Genomic DNA, 16,144 nt, shown 5'->3' with positions numbered 1-16,144 from the left:
TCCACAGGGACACGTGCAGGGCTGGCGGCAGGGGTGCACCTCACCGCGGCCCGCGGTCTATGCGGACCTCGCGCGCCTCGCGTTAAGGCCGCGGGCGGAGCCTGACGGTCTCGTGCAGGCGCTCAAGCACCGTATCGCCGCGCGGTGACGGATCGCGCCCTCACGCGGGTGGAGCAATCCGGCGGCGGCGCGGGGCCCCGGCAGCGCGCGCGCCACTCCGCGCGGCCTTCTGCGATGCTGCGGCGCGCGCGACCTCCAGGGCCCGGCGGGCGAGGGCGGCGAGGTCGTCGGCGTCGTCCAGCGCCGCGTCGGGCACGCGCCAGAAGCTCGCGATGGTGCGCGGGCCGGTCTTCGCCACATAGCCGAACGGGGCCGAGCCACGCTCCGCGAGATCGGCGGCGAAGGCGGCATCGGCCTTCAGGTAGATGAGGCCGCCCGCCTCCAGCGCGAACATCACCCCATCGGCATAGATGCCGGCGCCGCCGAACAAGCGCCGAAGGCGCACCGGCCCGAAGGCGCTGAACAGGTCGCAGATGGTTTCCGGGTCCATGCCGATGCGTCCGTACCGATCAGCCCAAGGGCCGCGCCTGAAGCGTATCCGGCGAATGCGAATTCACCGGATACGCTTCAGCTTATCGCCGTTCCGCACTTCCGAAGGCAACACCGCTGCGCGCCATTGCTCGAATGGCTTCAGCCCGCGAGGTTGCGCAATTCGTTGAGCAGGAAGTTGCCCACGCGCTTGCCGCGGTTGCGGAACGCCAGCATGGGCGTGTTGTCCACGAAATAGGTATGGAGGATGGTGTCGCGCGTGCGCACCTCGGGCCCCAGCCTGTCCACCGAGTGCCAGGTGTCCGGGCCCACCGCGAAGGCGTAGCCGGTGTTGGGGGCGAAGCGCATGCGCTGGGCAAGCTCGAACCCGCCGTCGGCGCGCCGCCGGTCGAAGCGCGTGCCCACATGGGCGATGCTCTCGTCTTCCGGCAAATAGAACTGGATGGTGATGCCCTTCCACTTGGTGTCGGTGTGGGGCGGGATCTCATAGCCGGCGACGTCACGCGTGAGCATGGGCACCGGGAACAGGCCGGTCTCCATGTATTGCGGGCCGAACCGGCGGCTGAGGCCGGGCTCCAGGCGCCGCTTGAACGCCTCCTTCACCTCATCCGCGCACAGCGCCTCGCCCACCAGGGCCCACACGCTGCGCTTCTCGGAAGGCAGGTGGCGGATGTACTCCGGATAAAGGTCGATCTTCACCCGCGTGGCCGAGCCGTCGGCCATGATGTTCACGTTGTTGCGGCCCTTCAGCGCGCGATAATCGTTCCCTTCGGGCATGGCGGCGCGCATGGCGCCATAAAGCTCCTGCGGGAAGATGCCCGAAAGCTCGAGGTGCCAGAAGGGTTCCTCCACCAGCGGCGCGCGCGCGACGGCATCGACGATGTGGGCCACCACGGCGGCGGTGGGCGGCAGGGCGGATGTCATGGGCGGTTCTCCAGCGACGGCGGGGCGACCGGGCCCGGGGCGGCGCCACCCGTCCGGCGGCGGAGGCCCGACCTCCCCTTCAAGTTCAATCATACCTCCAACACCCACCGCTGCGAAATGGGCGCGGGCCGACCATACAAGCGGAAGACGCATTGGCAATCCCGCCTCCCGCGAAAAAGGTCGCGGCGGCAACGGCAAGCGGGAGCACGGCCGGGTTGCCAAGAGGGGAGCCCAGCCCGCACTCTTGCGTGCCGCGCCCGCGCGCCACGGTGATTCCCGCATGTCGTCCCGCTCGTTCCAGTTCCTCCATGCCGCCGACCTGCACCTCGACAGCCCCCTGCGCGGCCTCGCCCGCCGCGGGCCGGAGGCCGCCCCCTTCACGGGCGCCTCGCGGCGTGCGCTGGAAAACCTCGTCTCGGCGGCGCTGGCGCGGCAGGTGGACTTCGTGGTCATCGCCGGCGACATCTATGACGGCGACTGGAAGGACTTCTCCACCGGCCACGCCTTCGTGCGGCAGACGGGACGGCTGGCGCGGGAAAACATTCCGGTGTTCATCCTGCGCGGCAACCACGATGCCGCCTCGGTCATCAGCCGGGAGCTGCCGCTGCCACAGAACGTGCACAGCTTCTCGGTGGAGGAAGCGGAGACGGTGACGCTCCCGGAGCTGAAGGTGGCGCTGCACGGGCGCGGCTTCGCCCAGCGCCACGTGGCGCAGAACCTCGCCCTCGGCTATCCGGCGCCGGTGCCGGGGCACTTCAACATCGGCGTGCTGCACACCTCCCTCACCGGGCGGGAGGGACACGAAGTGTACGCCCCCTGCACCGTGGCCGACCTGGAGCGCGCGGGATACGACTATTGGGCGCTCGGCCACATCCACCAGCGCGAGGTGGTGAGCGAGCACCCCGCCATCGTCTTCCCCGGCAACCTGCAGGGGCGCCACGCGCGCGAGACCGGGCCCAAGGGTGCCACCCTGGTGCGGGTGGAGGACGGGCGCATCACCGCGCTCGACGCCCTGGCCCTCGACGCCGCCCGCTTCGACACCGTTGACATCGACCTTTCCGGCGCGGCCACGCGTGAGGACATGCTGGACCGCGCGCGTGCCGCCCTCACCGAGGCGGTGGAACGCGCCGACGGCCGCCCGCTGGCCGTGCGCCTCACCTTCACCGGCAGCACCCCATTGGCAGCGGCGCTGCGCGCGGACCCGGCGCAGCTGCGGGAAGACATGGCGGCGGTGGCCGCCGAGGCCGGGGACCGGCTGCTCGTCGAGAAGGTCTCGGTGCGGCTGGAGGTGCCCCCGCCCCGGCCCGCGCCCCTGCTCGCGGACTTCGGCGACATCCTGGCCGAAGTGGCGGCCGATCCGGGCCTGCGGGACGACATCGGCGCCGCCCTGCGCAAGCTGCACGATCGCGCGCCCAAGGCGGGGCTGAAGGCCCTCGGCCACGATGGCGCTGATCTCGACGCGCTGATCGAAGAGGCGGTGGCGCAGGCGCGGGAGATGGTCCTGGCGCGGCTTTCCGATAGCGAGGGCAGCGCATCATGAGGTTCCTCAGCCTCGGCCTCGACCGCTACGGCCGCTTCACCGACCGCACGCTCGATTTCGACCCCGCCGCCCGCGTGGTGGTGGTGCTGGGCACCAACGAGGCCGGCAAGACCACCGCCCTTTCCGCCGCCTGCGACGTGCTGTTCGGCATCGAGGAGCGCTCGCGCTTCAGCTTCCTGCACGATTACAAGTCCATGCGCCTCTCGGCCACCATCGCCGGCGCGGACGGGCACCCTCTCTCCTTCGCCCGGCTGAAGCGCCGGCAGGCGACCCTGGTGGACCCGCAGACGGAGGCCCCGCTGCCAGACGACCTGCTCGTCCCCTTCCTTGGCGCCCACGACCGGGACGCCTTCCTCGCCATTTTCGGCCTCGACCAGGCGCGCCTGCGCGAGGGCGGCGCCAAGCTGCTGGCGGGCGGCGGCGACCTGGCCGACACGCTGGTGGCGGCGGCGCCCGGCCTCTCCCGGGTGGCGGCGCTGCGCGACGAGATGAAGGCGGACGCGGCGGCCGTGTTCAACCCCGCCCGTGCGGCGGCCGGCCTGCCCTTCTATGCGGCGGTGACACGCTACAAGGAGGCCGACAAGGCCCGCCAGGACAACGAGCTGCGTGGCGAGGCCGTGGCCCGGCTGCGGGCCGAGGCGGAAGAGGCCGCGCATGCGCGCGCCCAGGCCATCGACGCGGAGGAGGCAGCCCTGCGCGCCGCCAACCGCGCCCGCGCCCTGCTCGATGCGGCGCGGGAGCTGCGCGCCATCGCGACAGCCGAGGCCGCCCGCGACGCCCTCGGCTCCCTGCCAGAGGTAGAGACAGCCTTCCCGATGCAGGCCCGCGCGCGGCTCGACGCCCGCAACCGCGCGGCCGAGACGACCGCCCTGGCCGTCCTGGCCGCAGAGCAGGCCCGCGACGCGCGCGACGCCGTCACAGTGGACGACGCCGTTCTCGCCCTCGCCGACGACATCGCCCGGCGCGATGAGGTGCGCGCGCAGGTGGAGAACAAGCTGGCGAGCCTGCCGAACCGGCGACGCGAGGCCGACGCCGCCCGCGTGGGCCTGGCGCGCATCGCCGCCGGGCTCGACCTGCCGGACGTGGAGGCCCTGCGCGCCCGCCTGCCCGGCCGGCCGCTGCTGGCGCGGGCCGAGGCCCTGGCGGACGGCCTGCGCGCCCATGCGGCCCGGCGCGAGACGCTGGAGGCCGATGCGCTCTCCCTCGCACGGCGCCAGCGCGACACCGATTCCGAACAGCTGCCGCCGGTGGCGGACCCCGCTCCGCTCCGGCGCCGGCTCGAAGCCCTCGACGGTGCCGAGACCCGCGCCGCCGCCGCCGAAACCCTGGCCCGCCGCCTAGCCGCCGCCCGCGAGACGCTGGCCGCCCATGTCGCGCGGCTGCCGTTCGGGCCCTGGCGGGCGGACGACCTGCTGCGCCGGCCCTTGCCCGACCATGCGGTCGCAGAAGGCGCCCTTGCACGCGTGGCGGAGGCGGTGGCCGTTCATGCGCGCGCCTGCGAGCAGCGCGCGGACCTCGCCGCGCAGGGCGCCCAGCTCCGGGCACGGCGAAGCGTGCTCGACGGCGCCGGCACCGCCCCCACGGCCAGTGCCATCGCCGCCGCGCGCGAGGCCCGCGACACCTCCTGGCGCGCCCTGCGCCCCGCGCTCCTCGCCCAGCGCGCCGTGCTTCCCGGCGACGCCGCGGAGGCCGAGACCTTCGAGCGCGCGCTCACCGCCGCCGACCGGCTGGCCGACGAGCGCCAGACCGAGAGCCGGCGCCTCGCCGATCTCGCCCGCACCGAGCTCGACCTTGCGGAGCTGGATGCCCGCCTCACCACCGCCGACGCCCGCGTGGCGACCACGCAGGCCGGCCTCGATGCGACGCGGGAAGCCTGGCACGTGCTGTGGAACGCGAGCGGCCTGCCGGCGGAAGAGGCCTCCCTGCCCGTGCTGCGCGAGGTGGACAGCATCCGCAAGGATGCCGACGCCCTCCTGGCGCAACAGGCCGAGGCCTCACAGCAGGCCGAGGCAGCGCGGCGCGACCGCGCCGAGGCCGAGGCGCTGCGGACAGACCTTCACCTGCCGCCCCTGGGCGATGCGCCCCTGCGCATGGCGGAGCTGCGGGCCGCCATCGCCGCGCTTGAGGCGGCCTTCCAGCGCCAGCGCGAGCTGCGGCGCGATCGTGAGCGCCACGTGCGTGACGCTGCCGAACTCGACGCGCGCCGCTCCACCCTCGACACCGAGCGCGACAGGCTGGCGGCGGAGGCGGCGGAGGTATTCCCCACCCTCGCCATTCGCCCCGGCGCGACGGCGGACGAGGCCCGCGCCGCCCTCGGCCTGTGGCACGAGGCGGCCAGCCTCCATGGCGAGCTCGCGACGGCGGAACGGCGCATCGCCGGCATCGAGCAGGACGAGCGGGCCTTCACCGTGGGCGCGGAAGACTTGCTCGGCCGCCTTGGGGAACCGGCCTCCGACGACCTCTTCGCCACCGTGCGCGCCTTGCGGCGCAGGGTCGAAGCCGCGCTCCAGGCCCGCACCCGCGCCGAGGCGGCGGATGCCCAGCTGGCCGAGCGCGATGCCGCCGCCGCCGCCGCGCGCGCCGCCCAGGCGCGGGCCGAGGCGGGGCTTGCCGAGGTGCTCGCCCGTGCCGGCGTGACGCAGCCGGCCGAGCTGCCGGCGCAGCTGGAACGGCTGGAGCAGGCGGCCCGCTGCGACGGGGAGATCGCCGCCGCCCGGCAGCGCCTCGACGGCCTGCGCGGCGCGCGCGCCGTGGAGGAGATCCGCGACGAGATCGCCGGACGGGACGACGAGGCCCTCACACGCCACGCGGAAGAGGCCGCCGCAGAGCACGAGGCGGCCCGCGCAGCGCGTGACACCGCCATCGTGGCGGACACGCGGGCGCAGGAAGAGCAGAAGGCCCAGGCCGCGCAGGCCGGCGCGGCCGGCGCCGCCCAGGACATGCAGGACGCCATCGCCGACCTGGGCGACGCGATGGAGCGCTTCACCCGCGCCCATGTGGCCGCCCGGTTGCTGGGCTTCGCTGTCGAACGGTATCGCGCGCGCCACCAGAGCCCCATCGTGACGCGAGCGGCGGAAGCCTTCGCCACCCTCACCGATGGGCGGTGGAGCGGCATCGGCATCGACTACGACAGGGACCCACCCCGCCTCGCGGCCATCCGTGAGGGGCGGCTACACGGGGTCGATGCCCTCTCCGAAGGCACGGCGGACCAGCTTTTTCTTGCGTTGCGCGTCGCCGCCATCGAGGAGCACGCCCGGCGGGCGACACCCCTGCCGTTCCTGGCGGACGACCTGTTCGTGACCTTCGACGAGGGCCGCACGGAAGCGGGCATGCGCCTGCTCGCCGGCCTTGGGGCGGTCACGCAGGTCATCGTCTTCACTCACCACATCCATGTGGCGGAGTGCGCAACCCGCGCCCTGGGCCGGGAGGCGCAGGTCATCCAGCTCTGATGCCGAAGAGGCCCATGAACCCGGCTCACCGAGCCGGGTTCATGGGTCCTTGTCGCGTGCCGCTCTCCATAAGCCTTCGGTCAAACCCGCGCGGTGCATGAAAGAAGCGCGAGCTGTGCCCTCCGGTGGACCGGAGCCAATGGCGTGAAATCCGCCCGAAGGCGGGTTTAAGCGCACCCGCGCGGCCGATGCTCCAGCCCTCTCCAGCATGGGGAAGCCTGCTGGCATCCCGTCACCGGGCGGCGATGAAATCCACAGGGGTGGGGACCAGCCCCGGAGCCACCGGTGTCGGCCTCACCAGCCGCGGCTGGCGCGGCCGGCCCATCCCGCCTGCGCCCAGCGGCCGATGCGGCTTTGGCGCGGCGCAGGCTTCGGCGGCGCGGCTCGGGCGGGCCGCACCAGGCTGAGCGCCCGACGCACCTCGACGCGCCGCTCCTGATGCATCGGGCGCAGCCGCTGCCCCAGCGCCTGGCGGTCCAGCCGGTGCAGCAGCCGCTTGCGCTTCAGCCTGCGGCTGGCGATCCGCGCCGCCGGACGGCGCAGCAGGCGGCGCAGCAGGCGGCGGCGGCGCAGCCGCTCGGCGACATTCTCCACGCCTGCCGAAAGGAAGATCTGCTCCAGCACTACCGCATCGAGATTCGCCGCATCGAGAGTCGCCCCCTGCGCGCCTGCACCTCCGGCGGGCCCCTTCACCCTGCTCATTCGGACACACCCGGTTTCCGCTTCACCTGTCGGGGCGATCTTTGCACCGGAGCGGTACGGAACGGATGAGCGCTGCGTCCCGCCCCTGTCCCGCTTATCCCAAACGCGCGCGGCGATGGCGGGAGCGGCACCCTCGATTACCATTGCGTTGGAATTGTCCTTTGGTGCAGGGACGGCCCGCGGCTATAGAGCGCCTTCGGCCGCGCCGGGCGCGGCAAGGCGGAGGAGGAGGGCGGCATGATCCTCGGTTGGCTCTGGCGCTGGATGCGGCGGATCAGCATCGGCCTTCTCATCGTGCTCGCGACCATCCTCGCCGTGCGCGCGGTGGATGCCTGGCGGGGACCGCCGCTGGAGCCTTGGCATACCTTCGTGCCGCAGGAGATGAGCCGCGCGGCGCTGGCCACCGCCGACCTTTCCGCCTACCTCGCCGCCGAGGACAAGGTGTTCGAGGCGGTGCGCATGGAGGTGACGGACAAGCTGCCGCCGCGCGACCGCGAGCGCTTCAACCGCTACTTCGCCCAGAGCCCCGCCTATCCCGGCCACTTCGCGCAGGATTTCAACCGCACCTTCGTGCTGGAGCCGGAAGGCGACCCGGTGGGCGCCGCCGTGTTCCTGCACGGCCTCACGGATTCGCCCTACAGCCTGCGCCATCTGGCCCGGCGCTATGCGGCGCGCGGCTTCCTCTCCATCGCCATCCGCCTGCCGGGGCACGGCACCGTGCCGGGCGGGCTGACGGCTGCGGATTATGAGGACTGGATCGCAGCCACCCGCCTCGCCATGCGCGAGGCGCGCCGGCGCGTGGGGCCCGGCAAGCCCATTCACATCGTCGGCTATTCCAACGGCGGCGCGCTGGCGCTGATGCACGCCCTCGACGCGCTCGACGACCCGAAGCTGGTGGCACCGGAGAAGATCGTGCTGATCTCGCCCATGGTGGGGGTCACGCAATTCGCCCGCTTCGCCGGCATCGCGGGCTGGCCGGCGGTGTTTCCCGCCTTCGCCAAGGCCGCGTGGCTGTCCATCATCCCGGAGTTCAACCCGTTCAAATACAATTCGTTTCCGGTGCAGGCGGCGCGCCAGTCCTTCCTGCTCACACGGGCGCTTCAGGCCAATATCGACCGCCACCTGCGCGATGGGCGGCTCGCCGGGCTCGCCCCTGTACTCACCTTCCAGTCGGTGCTGGACCACACGGTGAGCACGCGCGCGGTGATCGAGACACTCCACGCCCGCCTCGAAGACAACGGCAGCGAGCTGGTGCTGTTCGACATCAACCGCGACACCCATTTCGAGCAGCTTCTGAACGCCCGCGCAGACACCGCGCTCGCGCGCCTGCTGCCGCTGGCCCCGCGCCGCTTCCGCACCGCCGTGGTGACCAACGTGAGCCCGGACTCCGGCCAGGCTGAGGTGCGCGTGACACCCGCCGGCACCACGGCGGAGGAGGTGGCGCCCCTCGCCCTCTCCTACCCGCCCGATGTCTATTCGCTGTCCCACGTGGCGCTGCCGTTCCCGCTCACCGACGGGCTCTACGGCCTGACGCCGGATCCCGCCGACGACTTCGGCGTGCGGCTCGGCGACATCGCCGCGCGGGGGGAATATGGCGCGCTCATCGTGAACGTGGACATGCTGGTGCGCATGTCCTCCAACCCGTTCTTCCCCTACCTGCTGGAGCGGGTGGACGCCGGCCTGCCGCCCCGCCCCTGAGCGGGCGGGGCCGGGACCTCAGGCCCCGTGCCTCTCCGCCACGGGCGCCTTCGCCGCATGCTCCTCATGCGCCGGCTGGCCGGAGAGCACGTCGGCCACCGCCCGCGTCGCCGGATGGTGGGCGCACAGGGTGACCGCGCTGATGAGGATGGGCACGCCGATGAAGGCCCCCGGCACGCCCCACAGGAAGGCCCAGAAGAACACCGCGAACAGCACCAGGAAGGGCGAGACCGCCGTCGCCTTGCCGGCGAGGCGCGGCTCGATGTAGCTGCCCGACAGGAACTGGATGAGGTTCAGGCTCACGAACACGAACATCGCCATTTCCCACGATTCGAACTGCGCCAGGGCGAACAGCGTGGGCAGCAGGGTGGCGATGAACGGGCCGATGAAGGGGATGTAGTTGAAGGCGAAGGCCATGGCGCCCCAGGCCAGCGCCAGCTCCAGCCCCGCCGTGAGGGTAAACACCCACACCACCGCGCCGGTGGCGACGCTCATGAGCGTGCGCACGGCCATGTACTTCTGGAGCTTGCGGGCGGTGTCAGCGCCCGCCGCCAGCAGGAAAGCGCCGGAGAAGTCGCCACGGCTGCGCCGCTCCAGGGCCTTGAGCTGGCTTGCCAGCGCGTCCACCTCCAGCAGGCCCAGCAGCACATAGACGAAGGTGAAGACCAGGAAGCTCGCCAGCCCCTGCACCCGCCCCGATACATCCTGGAACAGGCGCAGCAGCCAGCGCACGTCGAAATGCTCGGCCACCACGGCCGCGAGCACGAAGCCGTGGCCTTCCAGCCATTCACCGAGCTGGGCATAGAGGAGCTGGAAGCGGGCGGCGTTCAGGAACACCCACTGGCCCACATGGCTGAAGCCCCAGACCACCACGGAGGTGACCGCCCCCACCACCGCGAGGGTGACGACGAGCGTAACCAGCACCGCCACCAGCTTCGGCAGGTATGCCTGGAGCCGCCTCTGCAGCGGCCACACCACGGCGATGACGAACAGCGCGAACGCCACGGGCGCGAACAGCCCTTCCGCCACATAGAGCGCGCAGCCAACCGCCACCGCCGCCACCAGAGCGATCAACACCCGCATGGTTCACCCCTTCCCCCGGCCATCGGCCTCAGACCGTCTCGTGATCGAATGCGAAGTCGAGCCGCATGGACCTGATCTTCTCGTAGAGCCGGATGTCCCGCGCATTGGGCCACCAGGCGTAGAGCAGCATGTCCAGCGGGTGCCACAGCCCCACCCATCCGGCGATGATGAAGCCTTCCACCAGCACTTGCCCCACCAGCAACTCCGAGCCGACCAGCTTTTCCGTCGCAGCTGAAAGGGCGAGGCAGACGAAAAGGAACAGCAACCCCACCCGCAGGGCGTGGCGCCCTTCCAGTCTCAGCTCCGCGATCTTGCGGCGATTATACTGGATCTGCTTGTCGCAATAGCGCTCCAGATACTTCGTCATGTTGCCGATGCGCGGATCTCCCGCGTCGGCGGCGGGCAGATGAACCACGGCACGCAGACTTTTGCGCTTCCAGTCTCCCTGCGCCTTCAGCGCATCCATCAATTGATCGATACCGGAAATGTCGAGATCATCGCCTTCGAAGGGGTCGATTTCGGGAACCTGGAAGAAATTCTTCACGTCACTCAGGTGCAGATGAATCTCGTTCGCCGTCCCACCCATGGAAAAACCGCCTTCCGCAACACACCGCAACGCAATAGCAGAGCCGGCAAGCGGTGGCGAGGCCGCATGAAATCTAGCTGCATTGCCGTCACGGGCCGCACATCCCGGCGGAACGACATGAAGCGTTTTTTCACCTTTCGCCGCATCAGGCGCCGCCTCCGCCCGATCTTGGCGAAAGTTCATTCTCATCCGTCGCGCGATACTCTATGAGGAACGCACGAAGCTCCTTCAGGACACGCCCCACGACCATGGCAACAGGCAACCACGGCCTCTTCTTTCGCGCGGGACGGATGCTGGCGCTCGCGGCCGCCTGCGCAGTGCCGCTCGCCCTTTCCGGCTGCGCGCGGCCGGAGGGCGTGCTGGTCCCGGTGGCCGTGGGCGCGGAGGCGGGCTCATCCAAGGTGGACATGCTGGTGGCCACCACCCGCGCGCCTTCGGAGGTGGAGGGCGTGCTCTTCACCGGCGAGCGCGGCGAGAGCCTCTCCTTCGCCAACATCGTGGTGAGCATTCCGCCCAATCGCGAGCCCGGCTCCATCCAGTGGCCCACCCGCGTGCCGGGAGACCCCGCGCGCGAGTTCGTGGTGACGCAGGTCGATCCCCTCGCCCGCAAGCAGGTGCTGCCCTGGTTCCAGGGCCTGCCGAACAACAAGCGGCGCGTGCTGGTGTTCGTGCACGGCTTCAACACGCCATTCGACGCGGCGGTGTTCCGCTTCGCCCAGTTCGTGAACGACAGCAGCTCGAACCTCGCGCCGGTGCTGTTCACCTGGCCCTCGCGCGGGCAGATCACGGGCTATGTCTACGATCGCGAGAGCGCCAATTTCTCGCGCTCCGACCTTGCCTACGTGCTCGGCGCCGCAGCCCGCAGCCCCCATGTGGACGAAGTGGTGGTGCTGGCCCACTCCATGGGCGCGTGGCTCGCGGTGGAGGCGCTGCGCCAGCTCGCTTTGCAGGATGGGCGCATCCCGGCCAAGATCAGCAACGTGATCCTCGCCTCGCCCGATCTCGACATCGACGTGTTCGAGCGGCAGGTTCAGGAAATGGGGCCGAAGCGGCCCAAGATGACCATCTTCGTTTCCCGCAACGACCACGCCCTCAGCCTCTCCCGCACCATCGCGGGGGATGTGCAGCGGGTCGGCGCCGTGGACCTCACGAACCCCGCCTATGCCGCGCGGCTGGAGCATGGGGAGGGCATCACCGTGCTCGATCTCACCGCCCTGCAGGGCGGCGACGGCCTCAACCACTCCAAGTTCGCCACCCAGGCCGACATGGTGCGCCTTATCGGCGACCAGCTCGTGGCCGGGCAGCAGATCTCGGAAGGCGTGAGCGGACCGGTCGGCGCGGTGGATGCGGTGGGCGGCGCCGTGGGCGCCGTCGTCACCGCCCCCATCCAGGTGTTCCGCGCCGGGCTGTCGCGATAGGCCCACCCGCGCGGAGGCTCAAAGGCGCGTGGACGGAAGGACGGCTTCCGGCGCGCGGCGCCGTCCCTCGCCACTGAGGCCGATCCGCGGCGCCGACGGTCCTCAGCGCACCCAGCGGCCGGGGACGAACACCCACTCGCCGCGGCGGAGCACCCATTGCGGCCCCACATAGCGATAGCCGGGCCGATCGCGCATCCAGGCGCCGTCATTCCACACATAGGTGCGGCGCCGGCTGCTCCAGGACCAGTAGCCGGGCACCCAGGTGTAGCCCCGCCGGGGCGGCGGACGGCTCTGGCTGCGTGGCGCCGGCGGCTGGTTGATCGGCGGCGCCATGGAGCGCTGGTTCGGCGGGCGCCACTGCTGCGCCTCCGCCGGCGCCGCAGCGGCGACCGTGGCCGCGCCGGCACCGATGAGAAAACTGAAGATATCGCGTCGGGACAGCATCTGCCGACCTCCTCAAGAAATGCGGGCGCGGCACGGAGCCAAGCCCCGTGCCGCGCCTCTTCATGACGCGGCGGCCACTCCCATCAGGAGGGGGTGATATCCGACGGGAGTCCCTCGGGGAGGCGGCAGGTGACGTTCTGGCCTCACCTCCCCGCCGCAACGCGGCCGGCCTTCACGCATCACACCCGCGAATCTAGCCGCAAGGCCCCCCCTTGCCATGAGCGTGACGTACCGCGCCTGTGCCGTGCGTCCCAATCACGCCGCGCGGAACACCCGCGTGATCGTGCGATTGCAGCCATGTTCGCACCACAATCCCAACGGAAAGCGTTACGGGCGCACCGCCTGCGTGGTACGTGCGAGCCCCTGCAGCGCATCACCGTTCCCGCTTGGCCCCGGACACTCCCGCACACCAGATGGCCTCCTTCATCCCCTCGCTCCCACCGAGCCCGGCACATGCGCAAGCCGAGCCTGCGGCGCCGCGACGGTTCAGCACCCGCGCCTTCGCCCCGGCGGACCAGTTCGCCGCGTGGCGTGACTTCACGGCGCCGGTGGTGGACCTCTCGCTGGCGAGCGCGCCGGACGGCGCTTTCGTGGCCGAGCAGGAGGTGTGGGACCTCGGCAGCATGGCACTGACGGTCGCCACCATGCCGGGCGCCGGCTATGTGCGCTCATGGCGGCACTGGCGGCAACCGGCGCTGGACCACTGGTGCCTGGTTCTGTGCCCGCCGGCCGCTGGCGGCCCGCCCGTGTTCGGCCTGCGCTCCCTCGCGTCGCCGTTCCACGGCATGGGGGCGGACGAGCGGGTGATCAGCCTGTTCCTCCCGCGCGACCTCTTCCCCCAGCTCGCCGTGCGTCTCGACGACGCCCCGGCGGACCTGCCCCTGGAAGGCCTCGGCGGCATCCTGGCCGATCATCTGGCGAGCCTTGCGCGCCATCTGGCGCGCAGCTCCGCGCAGGACCTGCCGCAGATCGCGGCGGCGACGCGCGCCCTGGTGGCTGCCGCCATTGCGCCCCATGCCGACGATGCCGCCGGCGCCGGCGCGCTCGTGGCCCACACCCTGCGGGAGCGGGCGCGACGCATCATCCGGCAGAACATCGCCTCCCCAGCGCTCTCGCCGGAAAGCCTGTGCCGCACACTTGGCGTCTCGCGCTCGCGGCTGTACCGGCTGTTCGAGGAGCTGGGCGGCGTCTCCCGCTACATTCAGCGCCAGCGGCTGCTCACGGCCTTCGCCATGCTCGGCGATCCGCGGGAACGGCGGACAGTGGCGCAGATCGCCGAAGCGCTCGGCTTCATGGATCATTCGGGCTTCAGCCGGGCATTCCGGGCCGAGTTCGATCTTTCCCCCAGCGCCGCCCGCGCCTGCGGCGCGCCTGCGCGCCCTGGCCCTCCCCCGGCCGAACCCAGGCTCCACCACGGGCTGCACGATCTCGGCAACGTGCTCGGCCGCCTCCAGCCTTAGGCGGCAACCAGTCTGCCGCTACGGAAAGCTCCGCTCAAGAAATCGTGAGCCCCTTTTTTGCCACGAGGAGGCTCCCCAATTGATTGGGAGCAAGGACCCGCGCGCCGCCCGGGGCTTTCATTCCAGTCGCGGATGTCGCTCTTGCGCGGCCTCCGGCCAAGCTCCCAGGAGGGAGATTGCCATGTGGTCCCTGGTCCCGCTCGCCTTCATCGCATCTCTCGGCATCCTCGCCCTGCGCTTCAGCGCCGCGCGTCCCGCCGAGATGAAGCCCGTGCCCGTGCGGGCACGCCGCCGGCCGTGAAGGACCTTCCCCTCGGCGAGGTCTACGGGCTGCTGGAGCCGGGGCCGGTGGTGCTGCTCGCCACCAGCCACCGGGGGCGGCACAACGTCATGACCATGTCGTGGCACATGATGGTGGAGTTCACCCCGCCGCTCGTTGCCTGCGTGGTTTCGGTCGCCGATTTCAGCCACGCCGCCCTGAAGGCCACGAAGGAATGCGTCATCGCCATTCCGGACGTGGAGCTGGCGCACAAGGTGGTGGGCATCGGCAATTGCTCCGGCGCCGATACCGACAAGTTCTCCGCCTTCGGTCTCACCCCGTTGCCCGCTGCCGAGGTGGCCGCGCCGCTCATCGCCGAATGCTTCGCCAATCTTGAATGCAGGGTGGTGAACACACGCATGGTGAACAGCTACAACCTGTTCATCCTGGAAGTGGTGAGAGCGTGGCGCGACCCAGCGCGCAAGGCGCCGAAGACGATCCACCACCAGGGCTACGGCAGGTTCGCGGTGGACGGCGAGATCATCACCATCCCCTCGCGGATGCCCTGAGGACCGCGCCGCACGCGGCGGGTGCGCCCGAACCCGAGGGGGACAGCGGTGAGCGAGCCGGAAGATGCCATCGAGATCCGCCTGGAACGGGTCCTCCAGCTCTTCAACATGCTCGATCCCTTCCCCTTCCGCGAGCGGGACCTCGATGCGGATGCGGAGGAGTTCATCGTCGGCTGGGCGCGGGAACTGCCCGTGCGCGCTCCCATCCGCATCCTCATCCACCTGCCCGCCGAGGAGGCGGAGCGCCCGGAGGCGCGTGGCGTGGGCGAGGCGATCCGCAACTTCTTCGGCGAGCGCGCCACCGCAGTCTCCCGCGAGCTGCGGGAGCTGTTCCGCATCGGCCAGCGCATGCTGGTCATCGGCGGCGCGGTGCTGGCCCTGTGCCTGTTCCTCGCCCGCGAGGCGGCGGGGATGCTCGGAGCCGGCACCTTCTCCAGTTTCGTGGTGGAGAGCCTCGTGATTCTCGGCTGGGTGGCGAACTCCCGCCCGCTGGAGATCTTTCTCTACGAGTGGTGGCCCCTGGTGCGCCAGCGCAACCTGTTCCGCCGGCTGGCACGGGCGGAGGTGGTCGTGGTCGCTTCCGGCGGCACCCGGGTTTGACGATGCTCAACGCCCAGGAACCCGCGCGGCGTGAAAATGCGTTACGTTCACGTGGCGGCGGACGCCGCTGCCAACCTTGCGAGGAGACGTGCCATGGCCGAAACGCCAGACCTTTCCATCCCCGTCGAGAAGGTGTGCTTCCTCGTGCAGCTGGCGCGGGAATTCGACGTGAAGGACGCGGTGACCGACCCCGATCCCGGCTCGAACGCCGCCGACGACGCCATGCTCTCGGTGCTGGAGGATCACCCCGACGATCCGGTACGCAGCGAGATCGTCAGCTTCATCCGCGACCTGAACGAAGACGAGCAGGTGGACCTCGTCACCCTCGCCTGGCTCGGCCGCGGCGACGGCGAAAGCGCGACCTGGGACGAGCTGCACGCCGAGGCCGCACGGGCGCACAACAACCGCACCGCCAGCTACCTGCTCGGCATACCGCTGCTCTCGGACTACCTTGAGGAAGCGCTCTCCCAGCTCGGCTATTCGTGCGAGGACATCGAAGCCGAAGCATGACCTGACGGTAGGGACGCGATTCGCCATGCCCTACCGGAGCAATGCCGACCTGCCGCCGGCGGTGCGGCACCACCTGCCCGAGCATGCGTGCGACATCTATCGCGCGGCGTTCAATACCGCCTTCGCCGCGCACCTCGACGACCCCCGCCGCGAGGAAGCGGCACACCGCATCGCCTGGGCCGCGGTGAAGCGGAGGTATGTGAAGGACGGTTCGCGCTGGGTTCCCATTCAAACGTGATGTTCCCGATTGCAGGAGCGCCGCGCGGCTGTCATGGAGATCGCCCACCGATCTCCGACCGCCGCTGGCAACACGGCGTTCCGCCCGGATTTCCCCTGCCAGTACGGCACCGAGG

Annotated in this window: 15 protein-coding genes; 9 read left to right on the top strand and 6 right to left on the bottom strand. The window is 71.0% G+C overall.

The genetic code is table 11. The features are described from left to right. Positions 1-160: 160 nt before the first annotated feature. On the bottom strand, positions 161-550 hold the full coding sequence (locus V5F61_RS02430) for a TfoX/Sxy family protein (protein ID WP_393987169.1): 390 nt from the start codon (positions 548-550) through the stop codon (positions 161-163). Positions 551-690: 140 nt separating this feature from the next. After that, positions 691-1,473 carry a hypothetical protein gene (locus V5F61_RS02425; protein WP_393987168.1) on the bottom strand — a complete coding sequence of 261 codons (783 nt, stop codon included), beginning with the start codon at positions 1,471-1,473 and terminating at the stop codon, positions 691-693. A gap of 280 nt (positions 1,474-1,753) precedes the next feature. Between V5F61_RS02425 and V5F61_RS02420 the strand changes: the two genes are divergently transcribed. Beyond that, entirely contained in the window at positions 1,754-3,013 is a 1,260-nt protein-coding gene (locus V5F61_RS02420; protein WP_393987167.1) for a metallophosphoesterase family protein, read from the top strand. Continuing rightward, the gene (locus V5F61_RS02415) at positions 3,010-6,462 is read left to right on the top strand and encodes an AAA family ATPase (RefSeq protein ID WP_393987166.1); all 3,453 of its coding nucleotides are present in this window, start codon (positions 3,010-3,012) and stop codon (positions 6,460-6,462) included. The genes V5F61_RS02420 and V5F61_RS02415 overlap by 4 nt, the downstream gene beginning before the upstream one ends. Before the next feature lie 294 nt (positions 6,463-6,756). Here the strand turns inward: V5F61_RS02415 and V5F61_RS02410 are convergent, their stop codons facing one another. Next, positions 6,757-7,164, bottom strand: coding sequence for a hypothetical protein (locus tag V5F61_RS02410; RefSeq protein WP_393987165.1), 408 nt, complete (start codon positions 7,162-7,164; stop codon positions 6,757-6,759). 237 nt (positions 7,165-7,401) lie between these two features. Here V5F61_RS02410 and V5F61_RS02405 point away from each other — a divergent pair, with 237 nt between their 5' ends. Continuing rightward, positions 7,402-8,862, top strand: a complete 1,461-nt coding sequence (locus V5F61_RS02405; RefSeq protein ID WP_393987164.1) for an alpha/beta hydrolase — start codon at positions 7,402-7,404, stop codon at positions 8,860-8,862. Between the two features lie 18 nt (positions 8,863-8,880). On the opposite strand, the gene V5F61_RS02400 is transcribed toward V5F61_RS02405, so the two are convergent. Both V5F61_RS02400 and V5F61_RS02395 read right to left on the bottom strand, forming a co-directional pair. Next, positions 8,881-9,945, bottom strand: coding sequence for an AI-2E family transporter (locus tag V5F61_RS02400; RefSeq protein ID WP_393987163.1), 1,065 nt, complete (start codon positions 9,943-9,945; stop codon positions 8,881-8,883). A 28-nt stretch (positions 9,946-9,973) separates the two neighbouring features. Continuing rightward, positions 9,974-10,714 (bottom strand): hypothetical protein, encoded by a 741-nt coding sequence (locus tag V5F61_RS02395; RefSeq protein ID WP_393987162.1) that lies wholly within the window; start codon positions 10,712-10,714, stop codon positions 9,974-9,976. A gap of 65 nt (positions 10,715-10,779) precedes the next feature. On the opposite strand from V5F61_RS02395, the gene V5F61_RS02390 reads away from it, so the two are divergent. Beyond that, complete coding sequence (locus tag V5F61_RS02390; RefSeq protein WP_393987161.1) at positions 10,780-11,949, top strand: alpha/beta hydrolase; 1,170 nt, start codon at positions 10,780-10,782, stop codon at positions 11,947-11,949. 102 nt (positions 11,950-12,051) lie between these two features. Here V5F61_RS02390 and V5F61_RS02385 read toward each other — a convergent pair whose 3' ends face one another. Then, positions 12,052-12,393: a hypothetical protein gene (locus V5F61_RS02385; protein ID WP_393987160.1), complete on the bottom strand. Its 342-nt coding sequence runs from the start codon at positions 12,391-12,393 to the stop codon at positions 12,052-12,054. A gap of 413 nt (positions 12,394-12,806) precedes the next feature. On the opposite strand from V5F61_RS02385, the gene V5F61_RS02380 reads away from it, so the two are divergent. From V5F61_RS02380 to V5F61_RS02360, 5 genes are all read left to right on the top strand, one after another. Continuing rightward, positions 12,807-13,853, top strand: a complete 1,047-nt coding sequence (locus tag V5F61_RS02380; protein WP_393987159.1) for a helix-turn-helix domain-containing protein — start codon at positions 12,807-12,809, stop codon at positions 13,851-13,853. Positions 13,854-14,150: 297 nt separating this feature from the next. Continuing rightward, positions 14,151-14,681 (top strand): flavin reductase family protein, encoded by a 531-nt coding sequence (locus V5F61_RS02375; RefSeq protein WP_393987158.1) that lies wholly within the window; start codon positions 14,151-14,153, stop codon positions 14,679-14,681. A gap of 48 nt (positions 14,682-14,729) precedes the next feature. Continuing rightward, positions 14,730-15,281 carry a hypothetical protein gene (locus V5F61_RS02370; RefSeq protein ID WP_393987157.1) on the top strand — a complete coding sequence of 184 codons (552 nt, stop codon included), beginning with the start codon at positions 14,730-14,732 and terminating at the stop codon, positions 15,279-15,281. Positions 15,282-15,374: 93 nt separating this feature from the next. Then, on the top strand, positions 15,375-15,791 hold the full coding sequence (locus V5F61_RS02365) for a DUF3775 domain-containing protein (RefSeq protein ID WP_393987156.1): 417 nt from the start codon (positions 15,375-15,377) through the stop codon (positions 15,789-15,791). Positions 15,792-15,816: 25 nt separating this feature from the next. Further along, entirely contained in the window at positions 15,817-16,029 is a 213-nt protein-coding gene (locus tag V5F61_RS02360) for a ChaB family protein (protein WP_393987155.1), read from the top strand. Positions 16,030-16,144: the final 115 nt, after the last annotated feature.

The sequence above is a fragment of the Xanthobacter sediminis genome (assembly GCF_043195015.1).
In the GTDB taxonomy this organism is placed as follows: domain Bacteria; phylum Pseudomonadota; class Alphaproteobacteria; order Rhizobiales; family Xanthobacteraceae; genus Xanthobacter.
Note: the sequence above shows the minus strand (reverse complement) of the source record. Positions and strands in the feature narration are given on the sequence as shown.